A 23,524-nucleotide genomic window follows, 5' to 3' on the forward strand; every position below is an offset into this window, starting at 1 on the left:
TATCACAATAGCGTAAACCATTATGTTTGGGGAGGAAACGGCCTGTGTCAGAAATCTTAGTACCCGATCTGGGAGAATCCATATCCGAAGGAACCATCTACAAATGGCTGGTTAAAGAAGGCGACACGGTAGGTCAAGGCGATGTGCTCGCTGAGCTGGAAACGGATAAAGTCAATCTGGAAATTAGTGCAGAGGTGGAGGGTGTCATCTCCACCATCCTGCGTCAAGCGGGCGAGAACGTAGCCGTTGGCGAAGCCATCGGCATCATTGGAGCCGCAAGCGGCAGTACGCCGCGGACCGCTGAAAGCGAAGCCGAAGCGCCTAAAGCGGCACCGGCAGGCGGCAACGCAGTAGCAGCCGCCGCGCCTGTAGCTGCGCCCGAAGTGCCTGCAGCAGGTGGCGACAGCCACGCTGCCTTGGCATCGCCGGGCGCACGCAAGCTGGCACGGGAGCGCGGCATCGACCTCGGAGAGGTTAGCGCCCGTGATCCTATCGGCCGGATTGGCCAGGCCGATGTGTCCGGTCATGGTGCAGCAGCGCCGCAGGCCGCTGCACCGGTAGCTCCGGCGCCGCAAGGCAAGCCGGAGCCAGCGAAGCCGGCAGCGGGCAAAGCCACGCCGGACGAGGGCAAAAACGTGGAGCGCAAGCGCATGTCGCGCAGACGGCTCACGATTGCCAGCCGCTTGGTCGAAGCGCAGCAGACCGCGGCCATGCTTACCACCTTCAACGAGGTGGACATGACAGCGATCCTCGACATCCGCAAGCGCCGCAAGGATGCTTTTAAAGAGAAACATGAAGTTGGACTAGGCTTCATGTCCTTCTTCACCAAAGCTGTGATCGGTGCGCTTAAAACCTATCCACTGCTGAACGCCGAAATCGACGGTGAAGATCTGGTCGTTAAGAAATTCTACGACATCGGTATTGCTGTTGCAGCGAAAGAAGGACTTGTAGTTCCCGTAGTCCGTGATGCGGATCGGCTCAGCTTCCCGGAAATCGAGCGCCAGATTGGCGAGCTCGCTTCCAAAGCACGTGCCAATACGCTCAGCCTCTCCGAGCTGCAAGGCGGAACATTCACCATCACCAACGGTGGCGTATTCGGCTCCTTGTTATCCACACCGATTCTGAATACACCACAGGTGGGTATTCTAGGGATGCATAAGATCCAACTGCGTCCAATCGCGCTGGACGAAGAAAGAACCGTAAACCGTCCAATGATGTACATCGCCCTTTCCTATGATCACCGGATCGTTGACGGCTCTGAAGCGGTAAGCTTCCTGGTCAAAGTGAAGGAATTGCTGGAAGATCCAGAAGCACTACTGCTAGAAGGCTAACGCTGGTCAACTTTTCGACTTAAGAATATAAAGAAGGTATCCCTAGAGCTCTCGCTTTGGGGATACCTTCTTTTATATCTGGATCCAATTGCTGCCTTCCCTGCATACGATTTAACTGTATTTTATACACTTATTTATTTCTGGTCCGCTCATATCCTCATCTCTAATTGTATTATCTACAACTAAAATCCGTAAAAACGTCTATATCCACTAATCTAACCAGTAATAGCTGCATCAAATACAACTAAAGGGCCTATATACAGCTATTGGTGAACTTTAATTGCACATAATACAACTAACTTAGCGCATGCACCTACACACTACGAGCTACTAACTACTAACTACCAACTACCAACTACCAACTACCAACTTCTAACTTCTAACTTCTAACTTCAAAACTCTACTTCAATAGCTCCTCAGCCAGCTGTAAAAATTGCTCCTTGTTCAAAATCTTATCTCCATAGCTGGTGAGTGTATAATACGCATCCTGTCTCTCGTTATACCAATTCAGATAATCATAGCTGACTTCTTCCCTTACTACCTTGTTATAGATAACTTCTGTGCCTGCGACTGTGAGCTTATTAGCTTGATTCTCAGGCGTTTGTTCCACAAAAACCTTGCCGCCATAACAAAACCTCCCATTAGACCTGATAACTCAACTCCAGGTTTGCTTCTAATGGAAGGTTTTTTAATAAGGCTTCATTATTATAAAACTGAGGTGTAAGTTCAACGTCTACTAGATTATAAATTGTTGCAAAGGTCACTCTCTTATCATGGAAGGAGATAGAGTGATCGTAATCATCTTATCGAACGGGGTCATAAAATTAACCAATACCACCTTGCAGTTATCCTGCAGCTTCGCCTCACGTACCGTAGCCGCCAGATGGCCTAGCTCGCCCCCTGTCAGTTCAATCCAGTCCTCTTCACAACTATAGCGGAGGTTACCGCCGTTCCAGAGATAATAGTCCTCTCCGACAGCCTGCAATTCGCCCGAAGTGAAACATCCTTCCCGTCCAAAAACGAAAGACAACTGTGTCATAACCTCTCTAGGTTCCTCAGCATGCAACCGGAGGGTCCACCCTCTGTCCGTACGCTGAACCTCCGTCTCCACACGGAATGTCTGTTCATGCGTAAGTGCGCGGCTCTGGTGCGGGAGCAGATACCAAGGGCTTACCGGCTCCGCAGATGTTTGCGGAAGCAGTTCGTCTTGGACAGGACCGTAATACCCCTTCTTTTGTTCTCCTGACAGGTGGTATCCTTCAGGCAATTTGATCATTTTCTGCATCGGTACATATCCCGGATAAAAGTAAGAAGCCAGCTGTACTGCAAGCAGCCTGACGGCACCGTGACGGAGTGCAAAAAAAGACGGTGTCTCCGTGATTAAGGTCACGCTAGTGTTTCCGTCCCTATAGCGCGCAACCGGTGCTCCGAAATCAGTATGCAGCCGGCTGTGGTAAATTCGCCCTTGATGGCCGGACTTCTCCATATCCTGCAGATAGCCGTGTCGCGGAAAATCGCCGTTCAGTATTTTCTCATATTTCACAGGTAGGGCTGCCGAATCCTCAAAAGGTTGTTGAAGCTCCGGCTCCAGCAGCATACGTACGAGTACGTTGACAGAGCAGCCCCCCGGATTTTCCAGTGCACTGCCTGCCCATTCGGCCATCCCCGCAAACAATGGCTCCTTATCGAAACGGGCCAGAATAGCGTACGGTAAATAATATGGAGACAGGTCGTGAAAGCTCCCCAGATCCTGGCGCCCAGAGTAATCGGTCACAACTTCCCCCTTAGGATGCACCAAATAGACCATCATGTGTAAATTCAGACGAACTGGCTCCAGCAACTGCGGCCGATCCAGCAGACGAGCGGCATGAATCAGCATGATGTCGCTGACCGCACTATAAATACCGTTGCTGCGCTCGGTCCATTCTCCATCAGGTGTAATATCCATCCCTTCCGCCAACCACTGATCTGCCCGCTGGACAGCCTCCTCCAGTCCGAACAGTTCATACAAAAATCCCAGTGCTGCACACAATACCCAACGATGATTCGGCGTGTGACAACCCCCTGTAAGCATGACGGGAATAGTTCGCTTAAGAAACAGGAGCATATTATCAAGCACCTGTTGCAGCGGCGCCCAATCCTGCGATGCCAACAGATGGTATAGCTGAGCGTAGCCGACGATGACAAAGGCTGTATCCGGGGGAGAATGATAGTTCGTCCAGCCCGGAGAGATCGAGCCATCCTCATGTTGTGCACGCAGCACGAATTCCGTCGCCAGCAGCAGGCGGGCCAGCAGCAGCTCATCACGGTAGAATGCGGAATCCGGGTTAACCAGAGCCGCTCCCCAATAACACATATCGGTTGGTGTGCCGGTCGTATGATTCACCCAGGCAACGCCAGTACCCGGATCTATTGTCCCTCCGTAATAGCGGCTCGTCGGATCAAGCACCTGCCGGGATAATCCTTCCACTGACGCTCTATCATTACTGGCTACCAGTTGCTTGTACATTATACTTCCCTCCATGTTAATAAACTGCTCAATGTCTGGGTGGTAACAGGAGCTGAAGCCGCGCCAGCTCTTGTCGGATACGTTCAGGAATTTCCGTGAACAGTTGATTCCAAGAAACGAACAATTCCTCCCGGTCCGCATATTCCCAGCACGAATAGGACAGGGAAGGCGTGAACCGGCAGGTTTGCAGATAACGGTGGACAAGACGGTCAGTTTCTCCATCGGACGCCAGAATGCCGCGAAAAAAGTCGCCATAAATCAGACCCTCCGCACCTGCCCCATCCTGTGTACTGGATGCGAATCCTGGTAACAGCTCAAAGACTTCAGGGAACGGGGCGAGGGCATGCTTGCCGGGTTGGACATAGAGGTCCACCCATGTCCCGCTTAGATTGCTGCCCCCGCGCAGCAGCGCTTTAAGGAATTTCCCGTGAAAGCTCGCTTCGGCATCCACCACTTCCCCGTCTCTACCGATGTAAACCCACACATGCTCCAGATCATATAAATGCTGAATATCATAATCGTAATAAATCGCGTATTCCACAACGGCCAGCACATCCGGATGGTTCACAGCTAGACGGCGCCGGAAGGAAGGAGACTCCTCCTCCTGCCGCATCACTGTTATACCGAGACGTACCGGAAAAAATGGCTCGTTCTGATCGAATAATAAGCGCGGAGCATACTTCATAGCTAACCTACGGTCTTCATCGTTCAACATCAGACCTGCCCTCTACGCGCCAACTTGGCCATAAGCAGCCGATGACTTTCATCAATTTCTTCCGGCTGGCAAGCTGCTTTCAGCTCATACACCTTGACCGGCGCCCGTTCAATCATCGGCAGATAAGCATCATAGAATTTCATATTCCCGCTATTTACATAAGGGCACCAGTGGTCAGACAGACCGATGGTCTCATGAATGTGAACACCTACAATATCATCCATCAGACCTTCCATTTCCCCCACACTGTCGTACAAACCCAAACGGTCCATCATAATGGCATGCCCGGTGTCATACCATATGCCCACAGGCGCTCCCTTTAGCGCCTTAATAATCGTTTTGGCTTCCGCAAGCGTCGGAATCTGCTGCGGTTTGGAACGTGTTTCGATACCAAAGCGGACGTTTAGCCCCTCAGAAACTGCCCGGTTACATACTTCATCTAGGCTTTCAATAATTTTCTGCACATAGCCGGCGCTATAAGCTTCCCGCCGCTCCATCAGTTCCGCCCATTTGCTGCGATAAGCGTTAGAATCTCTACCCTCACCGTTATAAATCTGCTCCAGCTCTTTGCTGATATCATTTGGAAAGGGTACCTCACCGGGATGCACAACAACGGCTTCTCCTCCGTAACGCTGAGCGTACTTAGCCGAGCCAATCAGCAGCTCAATCGCCCGCTGCCGCTTCTCCTCATCCTCAAAACCTAGCAGCACGGAATCTGTGCCATAATCAGGGTCTGAGACGTGGGGAAATGTGTTGTGGACACTGGAGATCCCCATCTCCCCCCGCTCAAGCATCGGCTCGATCGTTTCCAGCATTTCCTTAGTTACATTATAGTTCAGCTCCACCCGCTGAAAGCCGAGATCGCGGATTTCCCGCAGCATAGCGTCACCGGCAGTGTGGCGTTTAATGTTCCAGCAAGTTGAGAACGAAAATATGCCTTTGTTCCCCATAATTATGTTTTCCTCCCTTGTTACAGCTTACGGTTCAACCTTTTACGGCACCAAGCATTACACCGCTGACAAAATATTTCTGCAGCCATGGATATACGGCAAGGATCGGTACTGTTGCAAAGATAACGGTGGCCGCTTTTAGGCTCTCAGGTGTCAGTGGGGTCCGGTTGGCACCTTCCATTTGTGTCAGTTCGGATACCATGTTGTTCTGCACCATCTGGAATAGCTTAAGCTGGAGCGGATACAAATCCGGATTATTGATATACATCAGAGAATCCTGAAAGCCGTTCCACCTTCCCACTGCGTAGAAAAGAGCCAACGTGGCCATAACCGGCATGGATAGCGGCAATATAATACTCATCAGTGTACGAAGATGGGAACTGCCATCGATCTCGGCGGATTCCTCCAGGCTGGCAGGAATGTTATTGAAAAAGGAGATCAGGATAATCAGGTTAAAGGGGCTGACCAGACCTGGCAGAATAAGCGACCAGACCGAATTAATCAAATGCAAATCACGGATCAACAAATATTCAGGAATAATACCGCCGCTGAAAAACATGGTGATAACGATCAGATACATAAAAAATTTACGGCCCTTCAATTTTCTTTTGGTCAGCGGATAGGCTGCTGCGACAGTGAAAAGCATACACAGCACCGTTGTGGCAAACGTCAGAATAACCGTAAAGACAAGAGAGCGGATCATCGCATTATTGGAAAAAACGTTAATGTATGCATTCCAGTTCAATTCAATGGGGAAAATCGTTACTTCTCCAGAAGTAATTGCCCGGTTGGAACTAAGCGACACGGCAATCACATGCAAAAACGGAGCCAAGCAGAACAAAACGAACAAGGCAACAAACGTTATATTGACGATATCGAATATCCGGTTTGAGGTACGTTCACTCATAGCACTCCGCCTCCTTCTTTCTTTATCATAAAATACCGTCTCCGGTCACTTTTTTCGAAATATAGTTAGAGCCAAAAATAAACACCAGTCCCACCACGGCCTGGAACAATCCGACTACAGTAGCCAACGTATATTGTCCGGATTCCAGACCCACCCGGTACACAAAGGTACTGAGCACATCAGAATACTCACGCACAGCAGTGTTACCGATAATGTAAGGACGGTCAAAGCCGATGCTGACCATCTTTCCCAGATTGAGGATAAGCAGCGTCACGATGGTTGGTTTTATGCTAGGAAGCGTAATGTAGCGGATTTTCTTCAGCCTTGTCGCTCCATCCACTTCAGCAGCTTCAAACAGCTCTCGGTTGACACCGGTTAACGCCGCCAGATAAAGGATAGTCCCCCAACCGGCACTTTGCCAGACGCCTGTGAATAAATAAGTGATCAGCCACGGATTTTTTTCAGTCAGAAACGGGATGGGAGTAAGGCCTAAGCTCTCCAGCACACCGTTCACCATACCGGACTGGTTGCCGAACAATTGATATACGATCCCCCCGATGATCACCCAGGAAATAAAGTGGGGGATATACAAAATCGTCTGCGATATTTTCTTGAACCACACCGAACGAATTTCGAACAGCATAATCGCCAGGATAATCGGAGCCGGAAAAGAGACCAGCAAATCCAGAAAATTCAGCATAAAGGTATTGCGCAAGGTGCTGTAGAACTCTCTCATTCCAAAAACCTCGCGGAACGCATCAAAGCCGATCCACTCGCTGCCTCCAATCCCTTGAAACAAATTGAAATCCTTAAAAGCAATCTGCACACCATACATCGGACCATAGCGGAAGATCAGAAAATAAATAATAGGCAGCGAAAGCAGCGCGTACAATTGCCAATACCGTCTAAAGTATGTCGCTTTGCTCAAGTCGTTTTCCTCCTAAGGAGAAAAACCGGGTGGAGCGCAGCACCATCTCCCCCCGGTTTTCACTATATATTTGTTTATTGAGCCGAAAGTTCCTTAAACGACTTCTCCAGTTCCTCTTTCAGTTTGGTTCCGCCCAAAGTCATATAATCTTTCATTTCCTGCTCGTAAACTGCTTCAAACTGCTCTGGTTTGGCCATTGCCGTCTTTACAATAATTACGTTGAGCTTATCTTTGAGCGTTGTGCCATATTGCGATTCCGCTTCTATCGGCTTGCCGAAGACGAGCGGACCCACCGTGTCAGCGTTAGCGATTGCGATAGATTGAGTCAGCATCTCCCGGTTACGTTCCGGGAAGCCCAGCGCCCATGCTTTTTCATTAGTGGCCTGATCACCGATGTTTTTGCCGTTGGAGATAATGGCCATGTCGCCAGCATTAAACAGACGATCGGCGAACTCCTGGGAAACATCTGTTTTGGCCACTGGAATACCGTCTACCAGGTCGTAGTTTTCACCTTCAACGCCATTTTGGATATCAATCAGATTATTATCCGAAGCCATCCAATCGAGATACTTAACGGCTTCCACGGCGCGTTTACTACTCTTCGGAATCATGATGTACATGCCGTTGGAGGCATAGCGGGATTTAATGTGCTTGTTATCAACGTTGGCGTTGGTTAAGACGTCTACCGGCAACACCTTGCTTCCCTCTACATTTTTGTAGAGATTATCCAGGGTACCATCGGCATAGAACAAGACATCCACATCCTCCGACCAGTAGCCTACATTGCCGTTCTGGATATCCTTGGCCAACTGTGTTTTATCCTCGTCCAGACTGAAGTCCTTACTGATCATCCCTTCATTGTAGAGCTTATTGAGAAATTGCAGGGCATCCTTAAAGCCCTCATGCAGCGGCAGCTCATAACGTTGGCTGTAGGTCAGATCGCCGCTGATCGGCTTCATGAAAGAGAAAATCAACGTCTCGAATTGGGCTGGTGCCAGTGCCATGCCCATCGGAATGTTTTTGCTGCCGAGATTGCCCGGATCCTTTTCTTTAAACGCTTTCAAAGTAGTGTACAGCTCATCGGTCGTCGTTGGCACAGGCAATCCTAATTTATCTAACCAATCCTGACGGATGTAGGAGCTATAACGGCCTGTGATCGCCCGTTTGCCAGGGATCGCATACTGCTGGCCTTCAAGCTGGCCGAACGCCAGCGTATCCTCGCCAATAAACTTTTTCAGATTCGGGCCATATTCATCGAGAATTTCTCCGACATCAGTCAAGCCACCTTGCTGGGCATACCGATAAAACACACTGGAATCATACGTAAATACGATATCGGGCACATCCGTATTGCTCGCCATCAAAACATTCAGCTTGGTAACTTCCTCAGAACGCTGGATAGGTACAAATTCCACATCAATGTTATTCGGATCTCCGAACTTTTCCTGCACTAGTTTAGTTAAGTAGTTATTGGTAATGGTATGTGGGGCTGGGCTGTTGCCGCGGTCAAACACTTCCACCTTTAATGTAACCCGCTTAGCACTTTCGCCGGCTGCGGCACCCTCGGATGCTGTGTTGTTTTTAGAATCATTGGAACAGCCTGCTAGCAGAGAAACGCCCATTATTGCGGTTAATCCGATCCCGATTGCTTTCTTCAGAACTCCTTGATGTACGTTCACTGTCATCTTTCCATCCCCTTCGCCCTTGCAGGCTTTAATGGTGTATTTATGATCCCCTAGCCTTAACTCTATCCATCCCCAGCGGAATCCATATCACGTGATGCTTTTTTACTGCCGTGCTACTGGGTCGCTTGTTGTTCTGGATGCCCACAGTATTTCATGAATTTCGGCAGTCTGACAATAAACCTCTTTCGGATGCTCTTATCCCAGCAAATTCGGACTTCCGGTTTATCCATACAACTATTTTCGTAGAATAAACCGCTTTCAAAAGTGTGAAAATAAAGACCGCATCGGTGTTCGCGCCCTCATTATAGAGGTTGGCGTGCACAGATGCGGTTATAAAAACTATTGTTCACGTGCTATTGGATTAACAAAGTCGGCAGCCTATAATCTGGAGGTCCCGCGCCCGCGCTTTATAGAACGGTAATCACCCGGTGTGATTCCTAATACTCGTTTGAATACCCTGCCGAATGTAATTGCATTCGCATATCCCACCTGGAGTGCGATATCCTGCAGCGAACATTCCGTTTCTACTAAAAGCTTTTCGGCTTCCTTCATGCGTAGCTCTGTTAAAAAATCAACAAATTTCATTTTAAATTCTGTTTTAAATAGATAGCTGGCATATTTGCCGGATACCTGAAACCGGTCGCTCAAATGCTTTAGGGAAAGATCAGGATTTGTAAAATTCTCTTCAATATAATTCTTCATCTCGGTTACCATCGCCCGGTAGCTTTTAGTTTCACTGACAGAAACATAAGTGCGGAATAAATCAGTCAAATACTCAAACAAAATCCCCTTCATTTCATCTATGGATTCTGCCTCTTCCAGCCGCTTCAGCTGCTTCTCCGCATTTTCTGCTGACAACTCATCCTGCAGCTGCTCAGACATGACAGCCACTTCCCGGCTCAGCATCTGTAGCATGGCCTGAATTAGAGAGCGAATATCATCATCTTGTAAATAATCCTGTTTAAAACCATCAAAAACACCTTCCAGCAGTTCCCGCCATTGGCCGCTCGACATCCTGAACTGCTTAACAAACTCGGCAATCATTTGTAAATACTTGAATGTCTCAAGAAGCGGCTGGCGCGTTTCTCCAAATTCCGTTAAAGCGATGTCTTCGTGCATTAAAAGCTTGTGCTGCATCACATTCTCCGCTGCCGCATAGGAATCCCGGATCTCCCCTGGCCCAGCCGCCACTGGCCCAATAGCGAAGCTTAGGGAGAGGCGCAAATTCTGCTCCACCCAGATGCGGCAGTCCTCAGCGAATACACGGATTTTCTCTGCCATCTCTTCATCACTTCCTGTGGTCAGGAAGAGAATTGCCGCCCGGTCAGTCCCAATCCACTCCGCCCAAGCTTGCAATTCCGCACTCCGCGCCAATTCTTGAAAGACATTCATCAGGGCAAATTTAAGCGTGTTCTGATCGCCCCTTGTATACCGATCTTGAAAAACCTTGTCGTAGCGGTTGATTTCGCTTAGCACAACCATAAAGCGGGATGTGGAATGAGCTCCGGAGAGCGGCGACAGCTCTTCCATCCGCTGGACGACATTGTCCAACCGCTCGCTTTGCAAGAGATCGTTGAAAAGCTTGCTGCGCTGTAACAGCAAATTCTCTCTGCTTTTCTTATCATAATCCGTCATATGGTTGATTAGATCTTCCAGCACCCCGTCAATGAGCATCATTTCGTCCGGTCTGTCGCTGGATTGGTCCAGCTTGCGAATTTGATGGCCTTCAATCCGGTTCATAATCACCTGAATTGGCTTATAGTTGCGCCGCGTAACATAGATCAGGTAAAAAATCGCGCACACAACCGTACCTAAGGCAATAGCTACCCAAAGGTAAGAAATCACTGACACCCAGCTGAATAGACTGCCCGTTTTGATTCCGCTGGAAAACGTCCAGCCAAGCCTTTCCATATATAAAGTGTTCAACTGCTTCCCATTCTTGGCACCTTCACTGTCCGAATGGGCCTGATAGACCACCTGTCCATCTGCGCCAAAGATAGTCAGAAAGGACAACTGTTCGTTGACCATACCGTCGACGATCTGTTCCATTCCGCTCATTTTCAGATTGATTACGAGCACTCCCTCCGAACCGAAGGGCAGCGGCATACCTTTATTTATGGTAAGCACACGTATAGACGTACGCTGAAATTCATCTTTGTATTCCCTAACAGGCTGCCAGCCTTCCGATAAAGAGCCGGAGGTGATGCGGCCAATCCAATCCTCGTCTACAAATCCTGAAAGGTCCTTTAATCCAGTTTCTGTTAAAACGCTTTCATTTCTCTTGTCATAAAGATAGATGGACTGAATATAGGGCGATTCACGCGTCAAGTTACGTAGATTCTGGGCAACAGCGTAGACGGTCGCCATATCCATCTGGCCTTGATTGTTAAAATAACGTTTATAAGCATCGCTGCGTTCAGCAGCCTCCAGCACTGACAATTCAGCTTCCTTGATCGTTCGGTCCACATTATCCATAAGATAGCTGGCGGTGATACGGTCCGCTTTTTTGGTTTCCATTCGTGAAATATCATTAATAAATACAAAAGAGGCAAAAATCAGTATCGTCACAGTAAGCAAAAAAATAGGAAAGTAGGACAGCAGCAATCGGCGATACCAGGAACGGAACAATAGATAACCCCCTCTGTACAACCGTTAGGATACCCGGCCACGGTTCAGCCGCTAATGCACGAGTAGTTCATAGATATTTGGCTGCACTATCATGGAAATGGACACTCTTCCGCCTAATTTGCTGCCATTATAACACATACAACATGAACCCGACCAACGAAGCGATTCGTTTTTTACACCTGTTCATTAAAAAGGCGAGGTGCGCACAGCCATAGCCGTGAACCCCCGCATATAAATCTGTCCGAGCAGCCGCCAAGCACCAAGTGGTAGCCTCCTCGGCCTATAAACCACTCAGATCTCTGATATAACGGCGCGCCTTGATCGCATATTCCAACGGATCGGCAAGTGCCGGATCCTGCTCCGCTTCCACTACAAACCATCCCGTATAAGAGTAACCTGCTAATTCGGTGAAAATCTCTGCAAAGGATATACATCCATCGCCAGGTACGGTGAATGCGCCCGCTTTTACAGCCTGTAGAAAACTGAGCTGATCCCGCAGCACACGCTGAACAACCTCCGGACGTATATCCTTCAAATGGACATGTTTAATCCGAGGTAAATGGATGCGCAACACCTCTAAGGGATTCTCACCCGCAAAGGCTAGATGCCCGGTATCGAACAGCAGAGACACCTCTTCCGGTTCCGTGAGCTCCATTAGCTTAGCAATTTCGGCGCCAGTCTGCACCCCTGTCCCCATATGATGATGGTATACAAGCGCCATACCTTTTTCAGCAGCCAGCCGGCCAAGCCCACCCAGTCCATCGGCAAGTGCGTCCCACTCCGCTTCTGTGAATACAGGTTTATTAGCAAATAGCGGCGTATCCATTTGTCCCTGAATACTCCGCCCTTGCTCTGAGACGACAATCACCTTCGCACCCATCTCATATAAAAAATCACGATGCGCGCAAAAAGCCTCCGCTGTCTCCTCATATGGCCGCACAGTCAGATATGCGCTGAACCAAGCGCTGGCAATCTCAAGTCCACGAAGCTCCAGTGCCCGGTGCAGCCGTTCCGGAGAGCGTGGATACTTGTTGCCCACCTCGCTTCCCTGAAACCCTGCAAGCGCCATTTCGCTAATGCACTGTTCAAAGGTATTGTCTTTTCCCAGTTCAGGCATATCATCATTAGTCCAGGCGATAGGAGCAATCGCCAGCTTGACCGTATGTTCTTTGAACATCATCGATTCTACCCCTTCCGTTTCACAGTATTACTAATACTAATAACTGCGGGCCTTTCCAAGCTGTTCAAGCTTCTGCTTGTGGGCAGCCCGAACGGCTTCACTGCCGGACACTTCTGGAACACCAACATTCCACCAGGCTCCGTAACCATGTGTCATTGTCTTGGGCAGCACCTTAATGTCAATTAGGGTGGAACGATCCTGCAGCTGAGCCTCCCTCAAAGCATCACGCAGCTGCTCAGCCGTTGACGCACGGAAGGTCTTCACTCCATATCCCGCGGCACTTGCTGCATAATCTATGCCTATCAGTTCGCCGCTCAGCTGACCTTCCGGGCCCCGGTAGCGGAATTCAGTCGCCATGCTATCCAGTCCTTGCTCCATCTGCAGGTTGTTGATGCAGCCGAACCCCATGTTATCAAGCAAAATAACGTTGATCTTCTTGTTCTCCTGAAGGCTCGTCACTAGTTCCGAATGCAGCATTTGATAGCTGCCATCGCCCACCAATGCATATACCTCCCGGTCCGGTTCCGCCAATTTCACACCGAGTGCACCGGAGATTTCATACCCCATACACGAAAAGCCATATTCCATATGGTAAGTATCCGGCACAGTGGAATTCCACATCCGCTGCATGTCGCCCGGTAAGCTGCCTGCGGCTCCTATCACAATGGCGTCTTTCGGAAGATATTCATTGAGGATCCCGAGTACCTGTGTTTGCGCCAGCGAAGTGTTCAACTTCGCCGCATATTCAGATAGCTTCTCGTCAAGATGTCCGGCAACCTCCGGCACGAAGGAAACTGAAGAACGATCTGCCTCCTGATTCACCGTATACTCCACGTCAGATAGACGCTTTCTTTCCACTTGCCATGCCTTTTTTGCCACTACAATTTCATCTGTATAAGCGGTGCGGTAACCACGCTCCTCCAACGTGGCAGACAGCGCTCTAAGACCTTCGGCAGCATCGCAGACCACAGCCAGCGCATCCAGCTTGGAGGCATGGTAGAGGGAAGCGTTAATTGTCAGGAACTCCACCTCGGGATGGGCGAACAAACTCTTCGAACCTGTCGTGAAGTCCGTAAACCGGGTACCCACACCGATCACCAGATCCGCTTCTGCGGCCAACGTATTAGCACAGCCATTCCCGGTAACTCCTATGCCACCGAGATTGTAGGCACAGTCGCTTGCCACGGCACTTTTTCCGGCTTGCGTCTCACCGAATGGGATGGCGAATTTCTCTGCAAATGCACGTAATTCCATCCCTGCATCTGCATACCGGACTCCACCCCCACAGACCAGCAGAGGTCGCTGTTTGCTGGCAATAAGATCAGCAGCCGCAGCAAGCTCATCCGGATGCGGAGTACGGGAAACGATCCGATGGATGCGCTTGCGGAAGAACTCAAGTGGATAGTCCCAGGCCTCCCCTTGCACATCCTGCGGCAGCGCAATCGTGACTGCCCCGGTGTCTGCCTGATCAGTCAGCACACGCATCGCGTTCAGCAATGCTGTCATCAGCTGCTCTGGCCGATAAATCCGGTCCCAGTATTTGCTCACCGCTTTGAAGGCATCGTTGACCGTTATCGACAGATTGTAGGTGTGCTCCATTTGCTGAAGTACCGGGTCCGGTTGACGGGTGGCAAAGGTATCGCCGGGGAGTAGCAGCACGGGAATCTGATTCGCCGTCGCAGTGGCAGCGGCTGTCAGCATATTGGCTGAACCCGGCCCTACCGAAGCGGTGCAGGCCATGATTCGCCGTCTGCGGCTCTGCTTGGCAAAGGCAGTCGCCGCATGCACCATTCCTTGCTCATTCCTCCCCTGATAGACCGTCATCTCACCCGGCGCTTCCTGAAGTGCCTGCCCCAGTCCAAGTACATTGCCATGGCCGAAAACGGTGAATATACCGTGTACAAAACGCTCCGGTCCATTGCCAAATTCCACATATTGCTGGTTCAGAAATTTCACCAGCGCCTGCGCCGTCGTTAATCTAATCGTATCCACGTGAAGCCTCCCTTTCGCCGTTTTTGTTACTGCCAGCGGGCAGTGACGACTTTTTTGCGTGTATAAAATTCAACCCCGTCGCTTCCATTCGCATGCAGATCGCCATAGAAGGAATCCTTCCAGCCGGAGAAAGGGAAAAAGGCCATCGGTGCTGGCACTCCGACATTGACACCCAACATGCCTGACTCGATATTTTCCCGGAAATAACGCACTTTCCCGCCGTCATTCGTAAAAATACAAGCCCCGTTGGCAAAACGAGAGGCATTGGCAATTTCAATCGCCTCTTCTACATCCTTGACGTGGATCACTGCCAGGACAGGCGCGAAAATTTCCTCCTGCCAGATTTTCATTTCCCGAGTCACTCCATCAAACAACGTTGGGCCGATAAAATAACCCTGTCCCTGCACCGCAGCATCCGCCCGGCCGTCTCTTAGCAGCTTAGCACCCTCAGCCACGCCTTGTTCAATATAAGCGACCGTTTTGTCTTTATGACTTTGGCGGATAACTGGCCCAAGAAACGTGTCGTCGTCCAAGCCATCGCCGATGTTCATCTGCTCACATTCACGCAGGAGGATGGAGATCAGCTCATCAGCAACCTCTTCCTGCACTGTTACCACGGAGCAAGCCATACAGCGCTCTCCCGCCGAGCCGAAGGCTGCGTTGACAATCTGTGTTGCTGAAGCCTCAAGATTCGCGTCGGCCAACACAATAGAGTGATTTTTCGCCCCTGCCAACGCCTGAACCCGCTTCAAACACGCCGTACCCTTCTTGTAGACATATTCGGCCACTGGCTGTGAGCCAACGAAGGAAATCGCCTTCACATCAGGATGCTCCAGCAGGCTGTTTACCACCTCATGCGCACCGTTAACCAGATTGAGCACACCTTTCGGAAGCCCGGCTTCCTCTAGCAATTCAACCAAACGCGCTGCCAGCAGCGGGGTGCGTTCGGAGGGCTTCAGCACAAAGGTATTCCCACAGGCGATAGCCAACGGGAACATCCAGCAAGGCACCATCATCGGAAAATTAAACGGTGTGATCCCGGCGACTACACCGATGGGATAGCGATACATCCCAGACTCGATGCCTGTCGCGATGTCGGGCAGCTGCCGGCCCATCATCAGCGTCGGCGCACCTGCCGCAAATTCCACACACTCAATGCCGCGCTGCACCTCTCCGTAGGCCTCTTTGAAGCTTTTTCCATTCTCCAGCGTGATCGTCTTCGCCAGTTCATCCCAATGCTCCACCAGCAGCTGCTGATATTTGAACAAGATCCGTGCTCTGCGCGGCACCGGTGTCTTGGACCAGCCTGCAAAAGCCGCCTTTGCCGCCGCCACTGCCCGATCAACATCGACTCTGCTGGACAGCGGAACCCTTGCCATCTCCTCACCAGACGCTGGATTGTATACCGTTTCTGAGTGCTCCGTAGCCGCCTCTACCCACTGCCCGTCAATATAGTTGTTTAGCACTTGCACGGTTTGCTGTGCCATTCTACTCACTCCTTCATCTCATTAATGCGATCCTGCGAATGTAATCTAATCTTGCATAGCTATTCGATCTGGGGTTGTTTGAGTTGTGTCCTCTCCAACCTCCGGCTACTTACTCTGCACCTGAAGTGATTTCCTCGTTAGACAATAAAAACGCTTCCAATTCATCCAAGGTTGGCATGGCATCCGAACAGCTGTGGCGGGAGATGACAATGGATGCCGACGCGCTGCCGCGGCGCATGGCCTCACCGACGCTTTCACCCCGCATTAGACTGTGAATAAAGGCTGAGGCGTAGGAATCCCCGGCTCCAAATGTCTTCAATACTTTAGCGGGAAAAATACCACTCCGATGCTTCTGCCCATCCGCAGTGTAAGAGATTGAACCACTCCCGCCATGCTTGATAACGACCAGCTTAGCTTGGTGCGAGAACCAGCGGTTAACTGTTGCTTCGTCATCTGCATCTGTCACATTGTACAGGCTCTCCATCATATTAAATTCCTCACGGGTACCGATGATACAATCGCATTTCTCAGCTGCCAGATTATAATAGACCGCTGTTTCTGCAGCTGACTTCCAAGTATAGGGGCGATAATCGAGATCAAAAAATACAGTGACATCATGCTTGCGGGCGAACTCCAAAGCGACAAACACAGCCTCACGAGACGGACTTTGTGCCAGTGCAGTACCTGAGATCAGCAGTGCCTTGGACTTCCGAATATACTCTTCCGAGATCTCCTCCGTACTCAGCAGCAAATCAGCCACATGATCCCGGTACATCAGAATGCTGCACTCCTGAGGACTCTTTATTTCAGTAAAAGCAAGCCCAGTCACTGCACCAGTCTGGTCAACGCTCACCTGGCTATCGTCAATGCCATTCCTTTGCAGATAAGTTCGGATAAAACGGCCCATCTGATCATCGGATATCTTACCGATAAAGCCAGTGCGCATCCCTAGCCGCGCTGCTCCAATTACGATATTAGCGGGAGAACCGCCGACATATTTGGTAAACGTCAATGTCTCTTCCATGGGTCTTCCGGTTTCATTAGCGTTCAAGTCAATACAGAGCCGACCGACAGCGATTAAATCCAGCGGTCGTGCAGGATCGAACTGTAAACCGTTCATTATGACGCCTCCTTGAGAAAACTTCAGTAAAATGGATTAATGAGATACAACAATCATCGGGGGATGGGTTAAGCGCTTAACCTAATTTCCATTAGTATAGTTTAGAAATTGGAGTTTGGCAATCCTGAACTTAAACGAAGTTGGGAACTGAACTCATGTACCAGAAAAAAACAAAGAAAAGACCTGTACCTCGCTGCTAAGCGAGGTACAGGTCTTCAGATAGGAGTCGGCGTTCTTACTCCGTTTGTAGAGGTTGTTTCTTCCTAATGCGGTGCCGGTCCAGTGGAATGGCGGACTATCAGTTCCGGCATCAGCATGATCTTGCGCTTAGAACTATCGGGATTGTCGATAGATTCGTTCAGCAGAATCATCGCCTGTTCCGTCATCTCACGCAGAGGCTGAGCAATGCTGGTCAAGGTAGGATGGCAAATTTCAGCCAGCATTGTATTGTCAAAACCCACTACGGACAGATCACGGGGTATTGACAAGCCTGCGCTGCGCGCCTCCTTCAATATCCCAATCGCGAGCAGATCGTTGCAGGCGAATATGGCGGTCGGCCGGTCTTCCTGCGCCTGAGCCAGCATCACGGCAGCCGCTTTGCGGCCATTCTCCAGCGTGGCTGAGGTATGCGTGAGATTAGCCGGATTGTCAAAGCCAACACCTGCTGCCTTGAGCGCATCCATAAAGCCTTCCACGCGCAGCATACTCCCCGGTAAATTGTCAGAGATAACGCCGAGCCTGCGATGGCCCAAGGACAACAGATATTCTGTCGCCTGATAGCCTCCCTTATAGTCATCCACCGTGACGCTGTTGCTCTCCATCATCCGGATATCAGCCGAAAATAACACAAGCGGCACGTGATCAGCCAGCAGACGGCGGACCATATCCGGATTCCCTGTATGAGAAGCAATGATTATACCGTCCACCCGTTTGCGCAGGAGCAGTGAGATATACCTGGCCGCCTTCTCATCATCCCGGTCTGTACTGCATACAATTAAGTCGCTTCCCTGCTCCTGAGCATAATCCTCAATACCTCGGGCCGCCTCAGCAAAAAAGGGATTAGAAATATCGGGAATCATCAGCCCGATTGTTCCCGTTCGGCGACTCGTCAGCGCAGAAGCCACCAGACTCGGCTGGTAATTCAGCTCCTCCATGATCCGATGAACCTTCTCCCGTGTCTTATCGCTAATTCTCCCGTTCTTGTTCAACACCTTGGACACCGTAGCGATGGAGACTCCCGCTTCCCGTGCCACATCATATATCGTAGGTTTCATCGTTAGTGAGCCCGCCTTTACGTTCGTACAATCAATCCTATACCTAGATTATAAGGAACTCTTCTGACAGTGTCTATTAAGCGGTGCAAGGGACTCTGTTACTGTGGCGATCATTTGGTCAATACATCGACACAAAGAAGGAGCCTCCGCCTTGCGGAAGCCCCCTTTTCGTGCGTGCTGCTACACTATTCCTTCTTATCCTTCTGGTGTTGCTGCATCTCGAACAGCCATTCATGTTCCGGATCATTATGAAAAACCCATGTGCGGACCGGACCTGCCATCACATTGAGATAATAAGAATCATAGCCCGGCGGTGCCGATACAGGATGATAGCCCTCCGGAACCAATACAATACTGCGGTCAGACACCGCCATCGTCTCATCGAGACTGCGGTCATCATTATACACCCGCTGCACTACAAAACCATGAGCCGGGTTAACCCGGTGGTAGTATGTCTCTTCCAGATAAGACTCAGCAGGTAGATTGTCACAGTCATGTTTGTGCGGAGGATAGCTGGACCAGTTGCCGCCACCCGTACGCACTTCCACGACCAGCAGGCTCTCGGCTTCACTCTGCTCAGGCAAAATGTTGACCACTCGCCGTGACATGCTGCCAGAACCGCGGGCTTCGGCTACAGTATCGCACGGAGCGATCAAACGTGGCGCATATTTGCCCGTTCCTGGTGCAAGGCAAACCGCAAGTTCCAGCTCCGTCAAGGCTGTAACTTCATAATGCCCTCCCGCCGGAATATACACCGCATACGGCGGCAAATCCTCAAATACAGACATACGTTCACCGATCCCAGCGAACAACTGGGCGCCTGCTCTCACATCCGCCTTGCCCGCCAGCAGCACCAGACAGATTTCATTCCCTTCCGCGCTGCGGCTCAGCGTATCCCCAACTTGCAGCTGGTACACTTCAAACCCTACATACTCCCATCCAGCGCTCTCCTTGCTCACTGCCGCTACAAGTCCATCTTTGCCGGGTGCTCCGGCTTTAATGATTAGATTGGACATCTTCACAGACCTCCCCCATCTTCAGCATCTGCATTCGCTTACAAATATTGTATCGCCGATATTCCCTCTCCAGCACAAGAAGACAACTTGACCGGAAACCCGGTAAGATAGGATTCTTTAGCGGCTTCAGCAATCCGTTCCGCCTGTTGCCCATCAAGCCCGCTGCAAACGATAGGCTCCTGCAAGCGGATTGCCCGAGCAAATGCGGCAACCTCTTCCACGAAAGCCTGGTTATACCGCTCGAGAAAGAAATGAAGCGGCTGATCGCGTGTGACCGAAGCAGCAGTTGAAACCTCCACAGTTGTTGGACGGCAGTTGTCGGCGGTGGCTGAGCCGCAGGAACCGAACACCTCCACGCGTTGATCATAACCATATACAGCCTTACGGCTGTTATCAATGATGCAGATTGCGCCACTGGCAAAGGTCAGCGTGATGACAGCTGTATCCACATCATCGCAGCGCCCAAACATCGGATCAACAAGATTGGCACCTCGGGTATAAACTTCTGTTACTTCCTCACCCATCAGATAACGGGCCATATCAAAATCGTGAATCGTCATATCCATAAACATCCCGCCGGAAGACCGCACATAAGCCTCACCCGGAGGCTGCGGATCACGTGATGTGATCTTCACAATATGTGGACTGCCTAGTTCTCCTGACTGAACCAGTTGCTTAAGTTTGCGGAAGCTAGGGTCCATTCGCCGGTTGAAGCCGACCTGTAGCAATACACCCTCATCCTCCACTATCTTCAGTGCCTGGTGGGTAAACTCTGACGACAGGCTGATCGGCTTTTCACAGAAAATATGTTTTCCAGCCCGGGCTGCTAGCTCAATCCAAGAGGCGTGGGTATCCGTAGGTGTGCAGATAAACACAGCCTCGATCTCAGGGTCATTCAGAAGGTCTTGCCCATTCACAAATGCAGAGCCAAGATTCCGGCTCTCTGCCCAGACCAGCAATTCCTCACTTACCACAGCCTCCGCAATGGATTTCAACTTAAATGACGGCATCACACGCAGATTATCTGCATGAAGCCGGCCAATTCTGCCTGCCCCAATAATGCCAACTACGATCGAATTTACCATGTTTGCTTATCCTCCTTCAAGGTAAGCGCTTAACCATCCCGAAAATAGTATACTCCAAGCACCAGCGAAGTTACAAGCAAATATTTCTCCAGCTTTATTGACTCTCTCCTTAGCTATTTACTCAACCTCAACAGTAATGTAACGCTTCACCTAGTGCGACTAAAACCATGGCCTGCCCGTAGGCCATAGGGGCAATAATGATTTGCTTATAATCTTCTTTTGCAGCACCAATCGGAGTACCGCCGGATACACCAAGCACCGTGCCTTCATCGTCAATTCTGTCCAGCACCGCCCGGATCGCTTTTAGGGCAGGATCTGCATACGATTCCGGCAACCCCCCCCTGCGTACGCTATGCAAAATACCCGCTGCGATAGCTGCTGAGCCTGACGTTTCAGTATAACTGCTAGAGTCGTCCAGCAGCGTATGCCATAATCCGTCTCCGCTCTGGCAGGCTAATAAAGCTGTTGCCTGTGCGTTCAGGATCTGTTGAAGATATTCAAACACTCCACTGTCCAGATACGGCCCCATCAACTCCAGGTATTCAGGCAGACCGAGTGTAAACCAGCTATTGCCCCGGCACCAGAAGGCTTCACTGAAATTATGCCGGCCGCCAAAATGCCAGCCATGAAAAAAAAGCCCCTTCTTTTTATCATAAAGGTATTTGATATGCAGCAACAGTTGGTAAAGCGACGCTTGCCGCCATGCGGAATTATCGTATTTCACACCCATTTTTGCCGTGAACAAAATAGCCATAAATAACGTATCAATCCAGATTTCATTATCATTGAGCGTAACTTCATCCTTGCTCGCTCCTGTTGTGACATGCTGATAACCAGACTCCTCCGTCCGCGGCAAGCCATGCATCAACCACTGCACCCATTCCAGGCTTAATTCCTCCGCTTCCTTCAGTTCCATTAATGACAGCAACGGCGCTGTTGTATTGATATTCCGGCTCGGCAGTCCCTTGCCCAGCTGCTTGCTCATCCAAAGCTTGGCATATTCTTGATAACGCTCATCCTTGAAATGCTGTTCAAGCTTTTGAAGTCCGTAAAGCCCCACTCCCTGCGGCCAATCCCATTCCTCCATGCCAAAATCACGAGCAAAATACCCCCGTCGTCCCGCATCCTCCCCTAAATTTTGCAGTTCGGCTTCGTTTTCCGGCCGCTCCAGCTTCAGCAGCTTATCCGTCACGCGGTTCAGCTTTTCAATGATCTCAACTTTACTAATCCGGATGTTGTTCATCTGTTTCCCGCCCCTTCGCCTGCTATTTTGGGTCTTCCCTCATGTTGGGTAGTTCCATTCACCCGTAATATATCAAACCATTCCATACAAAAACTACTTTATATTTGCTGTAATAACCCTCATATATTGCAAATCTTGCTTTTCTGAACATATAATAAGTGCATATTACAGAATAAGGCGGTGAGAGCATTTGCTTGAAAGCGACTTACTGTACGAACAAGGGTATAGCGTACGTATCAACACGCCCGTTGATCCCCTTTTTTATTATTTTGATTATGACCAGCGTTCTCATGATATCAATATGGAGGTTCAGCATTTTCATGATTTTTACGAGATTCATATCTTAATGGATTCCCGAGCCACTCATATTATCGATGGGAATGTCTGCGCCCTCCAGCAGTATGACATCGTACTCCTGCGTCCTTATCGGATGCATAAGACACAATATCCGGAAGGGCCGCCATTTAAGCGGCTGATCATAAACTTCGCCATGCCCAAGGATATACCCGGTTTAGAGAACGCTTACAAAAGTATGTTCCTCTCATTTCGGGAAGAAATACCGATCTACCGTTTGCCAAAAGAGTTACGCAAAGCCGTGTTTGATCCTCTTAACGCTATCTTCACCTTATCACATAGCACTTCACCATTAAATCCAGTACTGATTCACAGCCTTTTCCAACAGTTTCTATGTGCTTTATACCAGCGTAGAGACCAGAACAGCTATGTCCCAGAGGAGATCGGAAATGCCATTATGCAAAAAATCTACTCGATCACCGCATACATCCATAGCCATTACAACAGCGAGTTGTCCCTTGATTTCCTCGCTAAAGAGTTCTTTATCAGCTCCTATTATTTATCACACCAATTTAAGTTAATCACCGGCTCCACGCTGACAGAATATATTCAGATGACCCGGGTCCGTAATGCCCAGCAATTGCTGATTTACACCCGCCTGAAGATTTCCGAGATCGCCGGGCAATGCGGATTCAACAGCTTCTCCCAGTTCAACCGCATATTCAATAAGCTTAGCGGGGTCTCTCCATCCGAGTTCCGCAAGAATCAGATCACATCCAACACTGCTTCGACCACACTGTCCTATTGATGCACTGCTTACCATGCTGGTGCAAGGGTAGTCACGTTTAACTGTATTTCATACAACTATTTTTTCACGCATCACACCACCATTAGATATAGATGTATTTGGTGCAACTATTTCCTTGGTTTTTTCGCCTCAAAGCAACATCTCGAGGTTTTAGTTGTACAGAATACAGCTAAAATCCGAAGATTCACTATTTCATACGGAATAGTTGCACAGAATGCAGTTATTTCTCAGATCCCAGCAAAACTCCTTCTTCCAATTGAAGATAATCCGCCCAAACAAGTCTCAGCTCAGCAAGCCACCGCAAATCAAAAAAACCAGGCAGCGATTCTCCACTAACCGGAGAATCGCTGCCTGGTTCTAACTTCAATTACA

Annotated in this window: 19 protein-coding genes; 2 read left to right on the forward strand and 17 right to left on the reverse strand. The window is 49.8% G+C overall.

Features of this window, described 5'->3' with window-relative positions; genetic code table 11:
* The first annotated feature begins 44 nt into the window (after positions 1-44).
* Positions 45-1,331, forward strand: coding sequence for a 2-oxoglutarate dehydrogenase complex dihydrolipoyllysine-residue succinyltransferase (gene odhB / locus MHH60_RS11840; protein ID WP_076134829.1), 1,287 nt, complete (start codon positions 45-47; stop codon positions 1,329-1,331).
* Between the two features lie 400 nt (positions 1,332-1,731).
* On the opposite strand, the gene MHH60_RS11845 is transcribed toward odhB, so the two are convergent.
* The 16 genes from MHH60_RS11845 to MHH60_RS11920 all read right to left on the reverse strand — a co-directional run bounded on the left by MHH60_RS11845 (position 1,732) and on the right by MHH60_RS11920 (position 22,050).
* Positions 1,732-1,941, reverse strand: a complete 210-nt coding sequence (locus MHH60_RS11845) for a hypothetical protein (RefSeq protein WP_076134828.1) — start codon at positions 1,939-1,941, stop codon at positions 1,732-1,734.
* Between the two features lie 150 nt (positions 1,942-2,091).
* Positions 2,092-3,840: a hypothetical protein gene (locus MHH60_RS11850; protein ID WP_076134827.1), complete on the reverse strand. Its 1,749-nt coding sequence runs from the start codon at positions 3,838-3,840 to the stop codon at positions 2,092-2,094.
* A 28-nt stretch (positions 3,841-3,868) separates the two neighbouring features.
* Complete coding sequence (locus MHH60_RS11855; protein WP_076134826.1) at positions 3,869-4,555, reverse strand: hypothetical protein; 687 nt, start codon at positions 4,553-4,555, stop codon at positions 3,869-3,871.
* Positions 4,555-5,505: a sugar phosphate isomerase/epimerase family protein gene (locus MHH60_RS11860; RefSeq protein WP_076134825.1), complete on the reverse strand. Its 951-nt coding sequence runs from the start codon at positions 5,503-5,505 to the stop codon at positions 4,555-4,557. Before MHH60_RS11860 ends, MHH60_RS11855 begins: the two co-directional genes overlap by 1 nt.
* A gap of 34 nt (positions 5,506-5,539) precedes the next feature.
* Positions 5,540-6,412 carry a carbohydrate ABC transporter permease gene (locus tag MHH60_RS11865; protein ID WP_038568356.1) on the reverse strand — a complete coding sequence of 291 codons (873 nt, stop codon included), beginning with the start codon at positions 6,410-6,412 and terminating at the stop codon, positions 5,540-5,542.
* A 25-nt stretch (positions 6,413-6,437) separates the two neighbouring features.
* Complete coding sequence (locus tag MHH60_RS11870) at positions 6,438-7,340, reverse strand: ABC transporter permease (protein WP_076134824.1); 903 nt, start codon at positions 7,338-7,340, stop codon at positions 6,438-6,440.
* Between the two features lie 74 nt (positions 7,341-7,414).
* A complete protein-coding gene (locus MHH60_RS11875) occupies positions 7,415-9,025 on the reverse strand; it encodes an extracellular solute-binding protein (protein ID WP_038574040.1) in 1,611 nt (536 codons plus the stop codon).
* 378 nt (positions 9,026-9,403) lie between these two features.
* Entirely contained in the window at positions 9,404-11,653 is a 2,250-nt protein-coding gene (locus tag MHH60_RS11880; RefSeq protein WP_076134823.1) for a helix-turn-helix domain-containing protein, read from the reverse strand.
* Positions 11,654-11,933: 280 nt separating this feature from the next.
* The gene (gene iolE, locus MHH60_RS11885) at positions 11,934-12,830 is read right to left on the reverse strand and encodes a myo-inosose-2 dehydratase (protein WP_076134901.1); all 897 of its coding nucleotides are present in this window, start codon (positions 12,828-12,830) and stop codon (positions 11,934-11,936) included.
* 39 nt (positions 12,831-12,869) lie between these two features.
* Positions 12,870-14,825 carry a 3D-(3,5/4)-trihydroxycyclohexane-1,2-dione acylhydrolase (decyclizing) gene (gene iolD, locus MHH60_RS11890; RefSeq protein WP_076134822.1) on the reverse strand — a complete coding sequence of 652 codons (1,956 nt, stop codon included), beginning with the start codon at positions 14,823-14,825 and terminating at the stop codon, positions 12,870-12,872.
* A gap of 26 nt (positions 14,826-14,851) precedes the next feature.
* A complete protein-coding gene (locus MHH60_RS11895) occupies positions 14,852-16,312 on the reverse strand; it encodes a CoA-acylating methylmalonate-semialdehyde dehydrogenase (protein ID WP_076134821.1) in 1,461 nt (486 codons plus the stop codon).
* Positions 16,313-16,421: 109 nt separating this feature from the next.
* Complete coding sequence (gene iolC, locus MHH60_RS11900) at positions 16,422-17,432, reverse strand: 5-dehydro-2-deoxygluconokinase (protein ID WP_076134820.1); 1,011 nt, start codon at positions 17,430-17,432, stop codon at positions 16,422-16,424.
* A gap of 263 nt (positions 17,433-17,695) precedes the next feature.
* Positions 17,696-18,706: a LacI family DNA-binding transcriptional regulator gene (locus MHH60_RS11905; RefSeq protein WP_076134819.1), complete on the reverse strand. Its 1,011-nt coding sequence runs from the start codon at positions 18,704-18,706 to the stop codon at positions 17,696-17,698.
* Positions 18,707-18,891: 185 nt separating this feature from the next.
* Positions 18,892-19,722 carry a 5-deoxy-glucuronate isomerase gene (iolB, locus tag MHH60_RS11910; RefSeq protein ID WP_076134818.1) on the reverse strand — a complete coding sequence of 277 codons (831 nt, stop codon included), beginning with the start codon at positions 19,720-19,722 and terminating at the stop codon, positions 18,892-18,894.
* 38 nt (positions 19,723-19,760) lie between these two features.
* Positions 19,761-20,807: an inositol 2-dehydrogenase gene (gene iolG / locus MHH60_RS11915; protein WP_076134817.1), complete on the reverse strand. Its 1,047-nt coding sequence runs from the start codon at positions 20,805-20,807 to the stop codon at positions 19,761-19,763.
* 127 nt (positions 20,808-20,934) lie between these two features.
* Positions 20,935-22,050 carry a glycoside hydrolase family 88/105 protein gene (locus tag MHH60_RS11920; protein ID WP_076134816.1) on the reverse strand — a complete coding sequence of 372 codons (1,116 nt, stop codon included), beginning with the start codon at positions 22,048-22,050 and terminating at the stop codon, positions 20,935-20,937.
* A 190-nt stretch (positions 22,051-22,240) separates the two neighbouring features.
* Here MHH60_RS11920 and MHH60_RS11925 point away from each other — a divergent pair, with 190 nt between their 5' ends.
* Positions 22,241-23,152 (forward strand): helix-turn-helix transcriptional regulator, encoded by a 912-nt coding sequence (locus MHH60_RS11925; protein ID WP_076134815.1) that lies wholly within the window; start codon positions 22,241-22,243, stop codon positions 23,150-23,152.
* 220 nt (positions 23,153-23,372) lie between these two features.
* On the opposite strand, the gene MHH60_RS11930 is transcribed toward MHH60_RS11925, so the two are convergent.
* Entirely contained in the window at positions 23,373-23,519 is a 147-nt protein-coding gene (locus MHH60_RS11930) for a hypothetical protein (protein ID WP_162636629.1), read from the reverse strand.
* Positions 23,520-23,524: the final 5 nt, after the last annotated feature.

Origin of the sequence: Paenibacillus sp. FSL H7-0716 (genome assembly GCF_038002705.1) — a bacterium.
Classification (GTDB): domain Bacteria; phylum Bacillota; class Bacilli; order Paenibacillales; family Paenibacillaceae; genus Paenibacillus_AQ; species Paenibacillus_AQ odorifer.

Excerpts from the sequence above, each read along its gene's own strand:
- MHH60_RS11850 (WP_076134827.1), bottom strand. The coding sequence starts at position 3,840 with ATGTACAAGCAACTGGTAGCCAGTAATGATAGAGCGTCAGTGGAAGGA.
- MHH60_RS11855 (WP_076134826.1), bottom strand. The coding sequence starts at position 4,555 with ATGTTGAACGATGAAGACCGTAGGTTAGCTATGAAGTATGCTCCGCGC.
- MHH60_RS11860 (WP_076134825.1), bottom strand. The coding sequence starts at position 5,505 with ATGGGGAACAAAGGCATATTTTCGTTCTCAACTTGCTGGAACATTAAA.
- MHH60_RS11865 (WP_038568356.1), bottom strand. The coding sequence starts at position 6,412 with ATGAGTGAACGTACCTCAAACCGGATATTCGATATCGTCAATATAACG.
- MHH60_RS11875 (WP_038574040.1), bottom strand. The coding sequence starts at position 9,025 with ATGACAGTGAACGTACATCAAGGAGTTCTGAAGAAAGCAATCGGGATC.
- iolE (WP_076134901.1), bottom strand. The coding sequence starts at position 12,830 with ATGTTCAAAGAACATACGGTCAAGCTGGCGATTGCTCCTATCGCCTGG.
- MHH60_RS11895 (WP_076134821.1), bottom strand. The coding sequence starts at position 16,312 with ATGGCACAGCAAACCGTGCAAGTGCTAAACAACTATATTGACGGGCAG.
- iolC (WP_076134820.1), bottom strand. The coding sequence starts at position 17,432 with ATGAACGGTTTACAGTTCGATCCTGCACGACCGCTGGATTTAATCGCT.
- MHH60_RS11905 (WP_076134819.1), bottom strand. The coding sequence starts at position 18,706 with ATGAAACCTACGATATATGATGTGGCACGGGAAGCGGGAGTCTCCATC.
- iolB (WP_076134818.1), bottom strand. The coding sequence starts at position 19,722 with ATGTCCAATCTAATCATTAAAGCCGGAGCACCCGGCAAAGATGGACTT.
- iolG (WP_076134817.1), bottom strand. The coding sequence starts at position 20,807 with ATGGTAAATTCGATCGTAGTTGGCATTATTGGGGCAGGCAGAATTGGC.
- MHH60_RS11920 (WP_076134816.1), bottom strand. The coding sequence starts at position 22,050 with ATGAACAACATCCGGATTAGTAAAGTTGAGATCATTGAAAAGCTGAAC.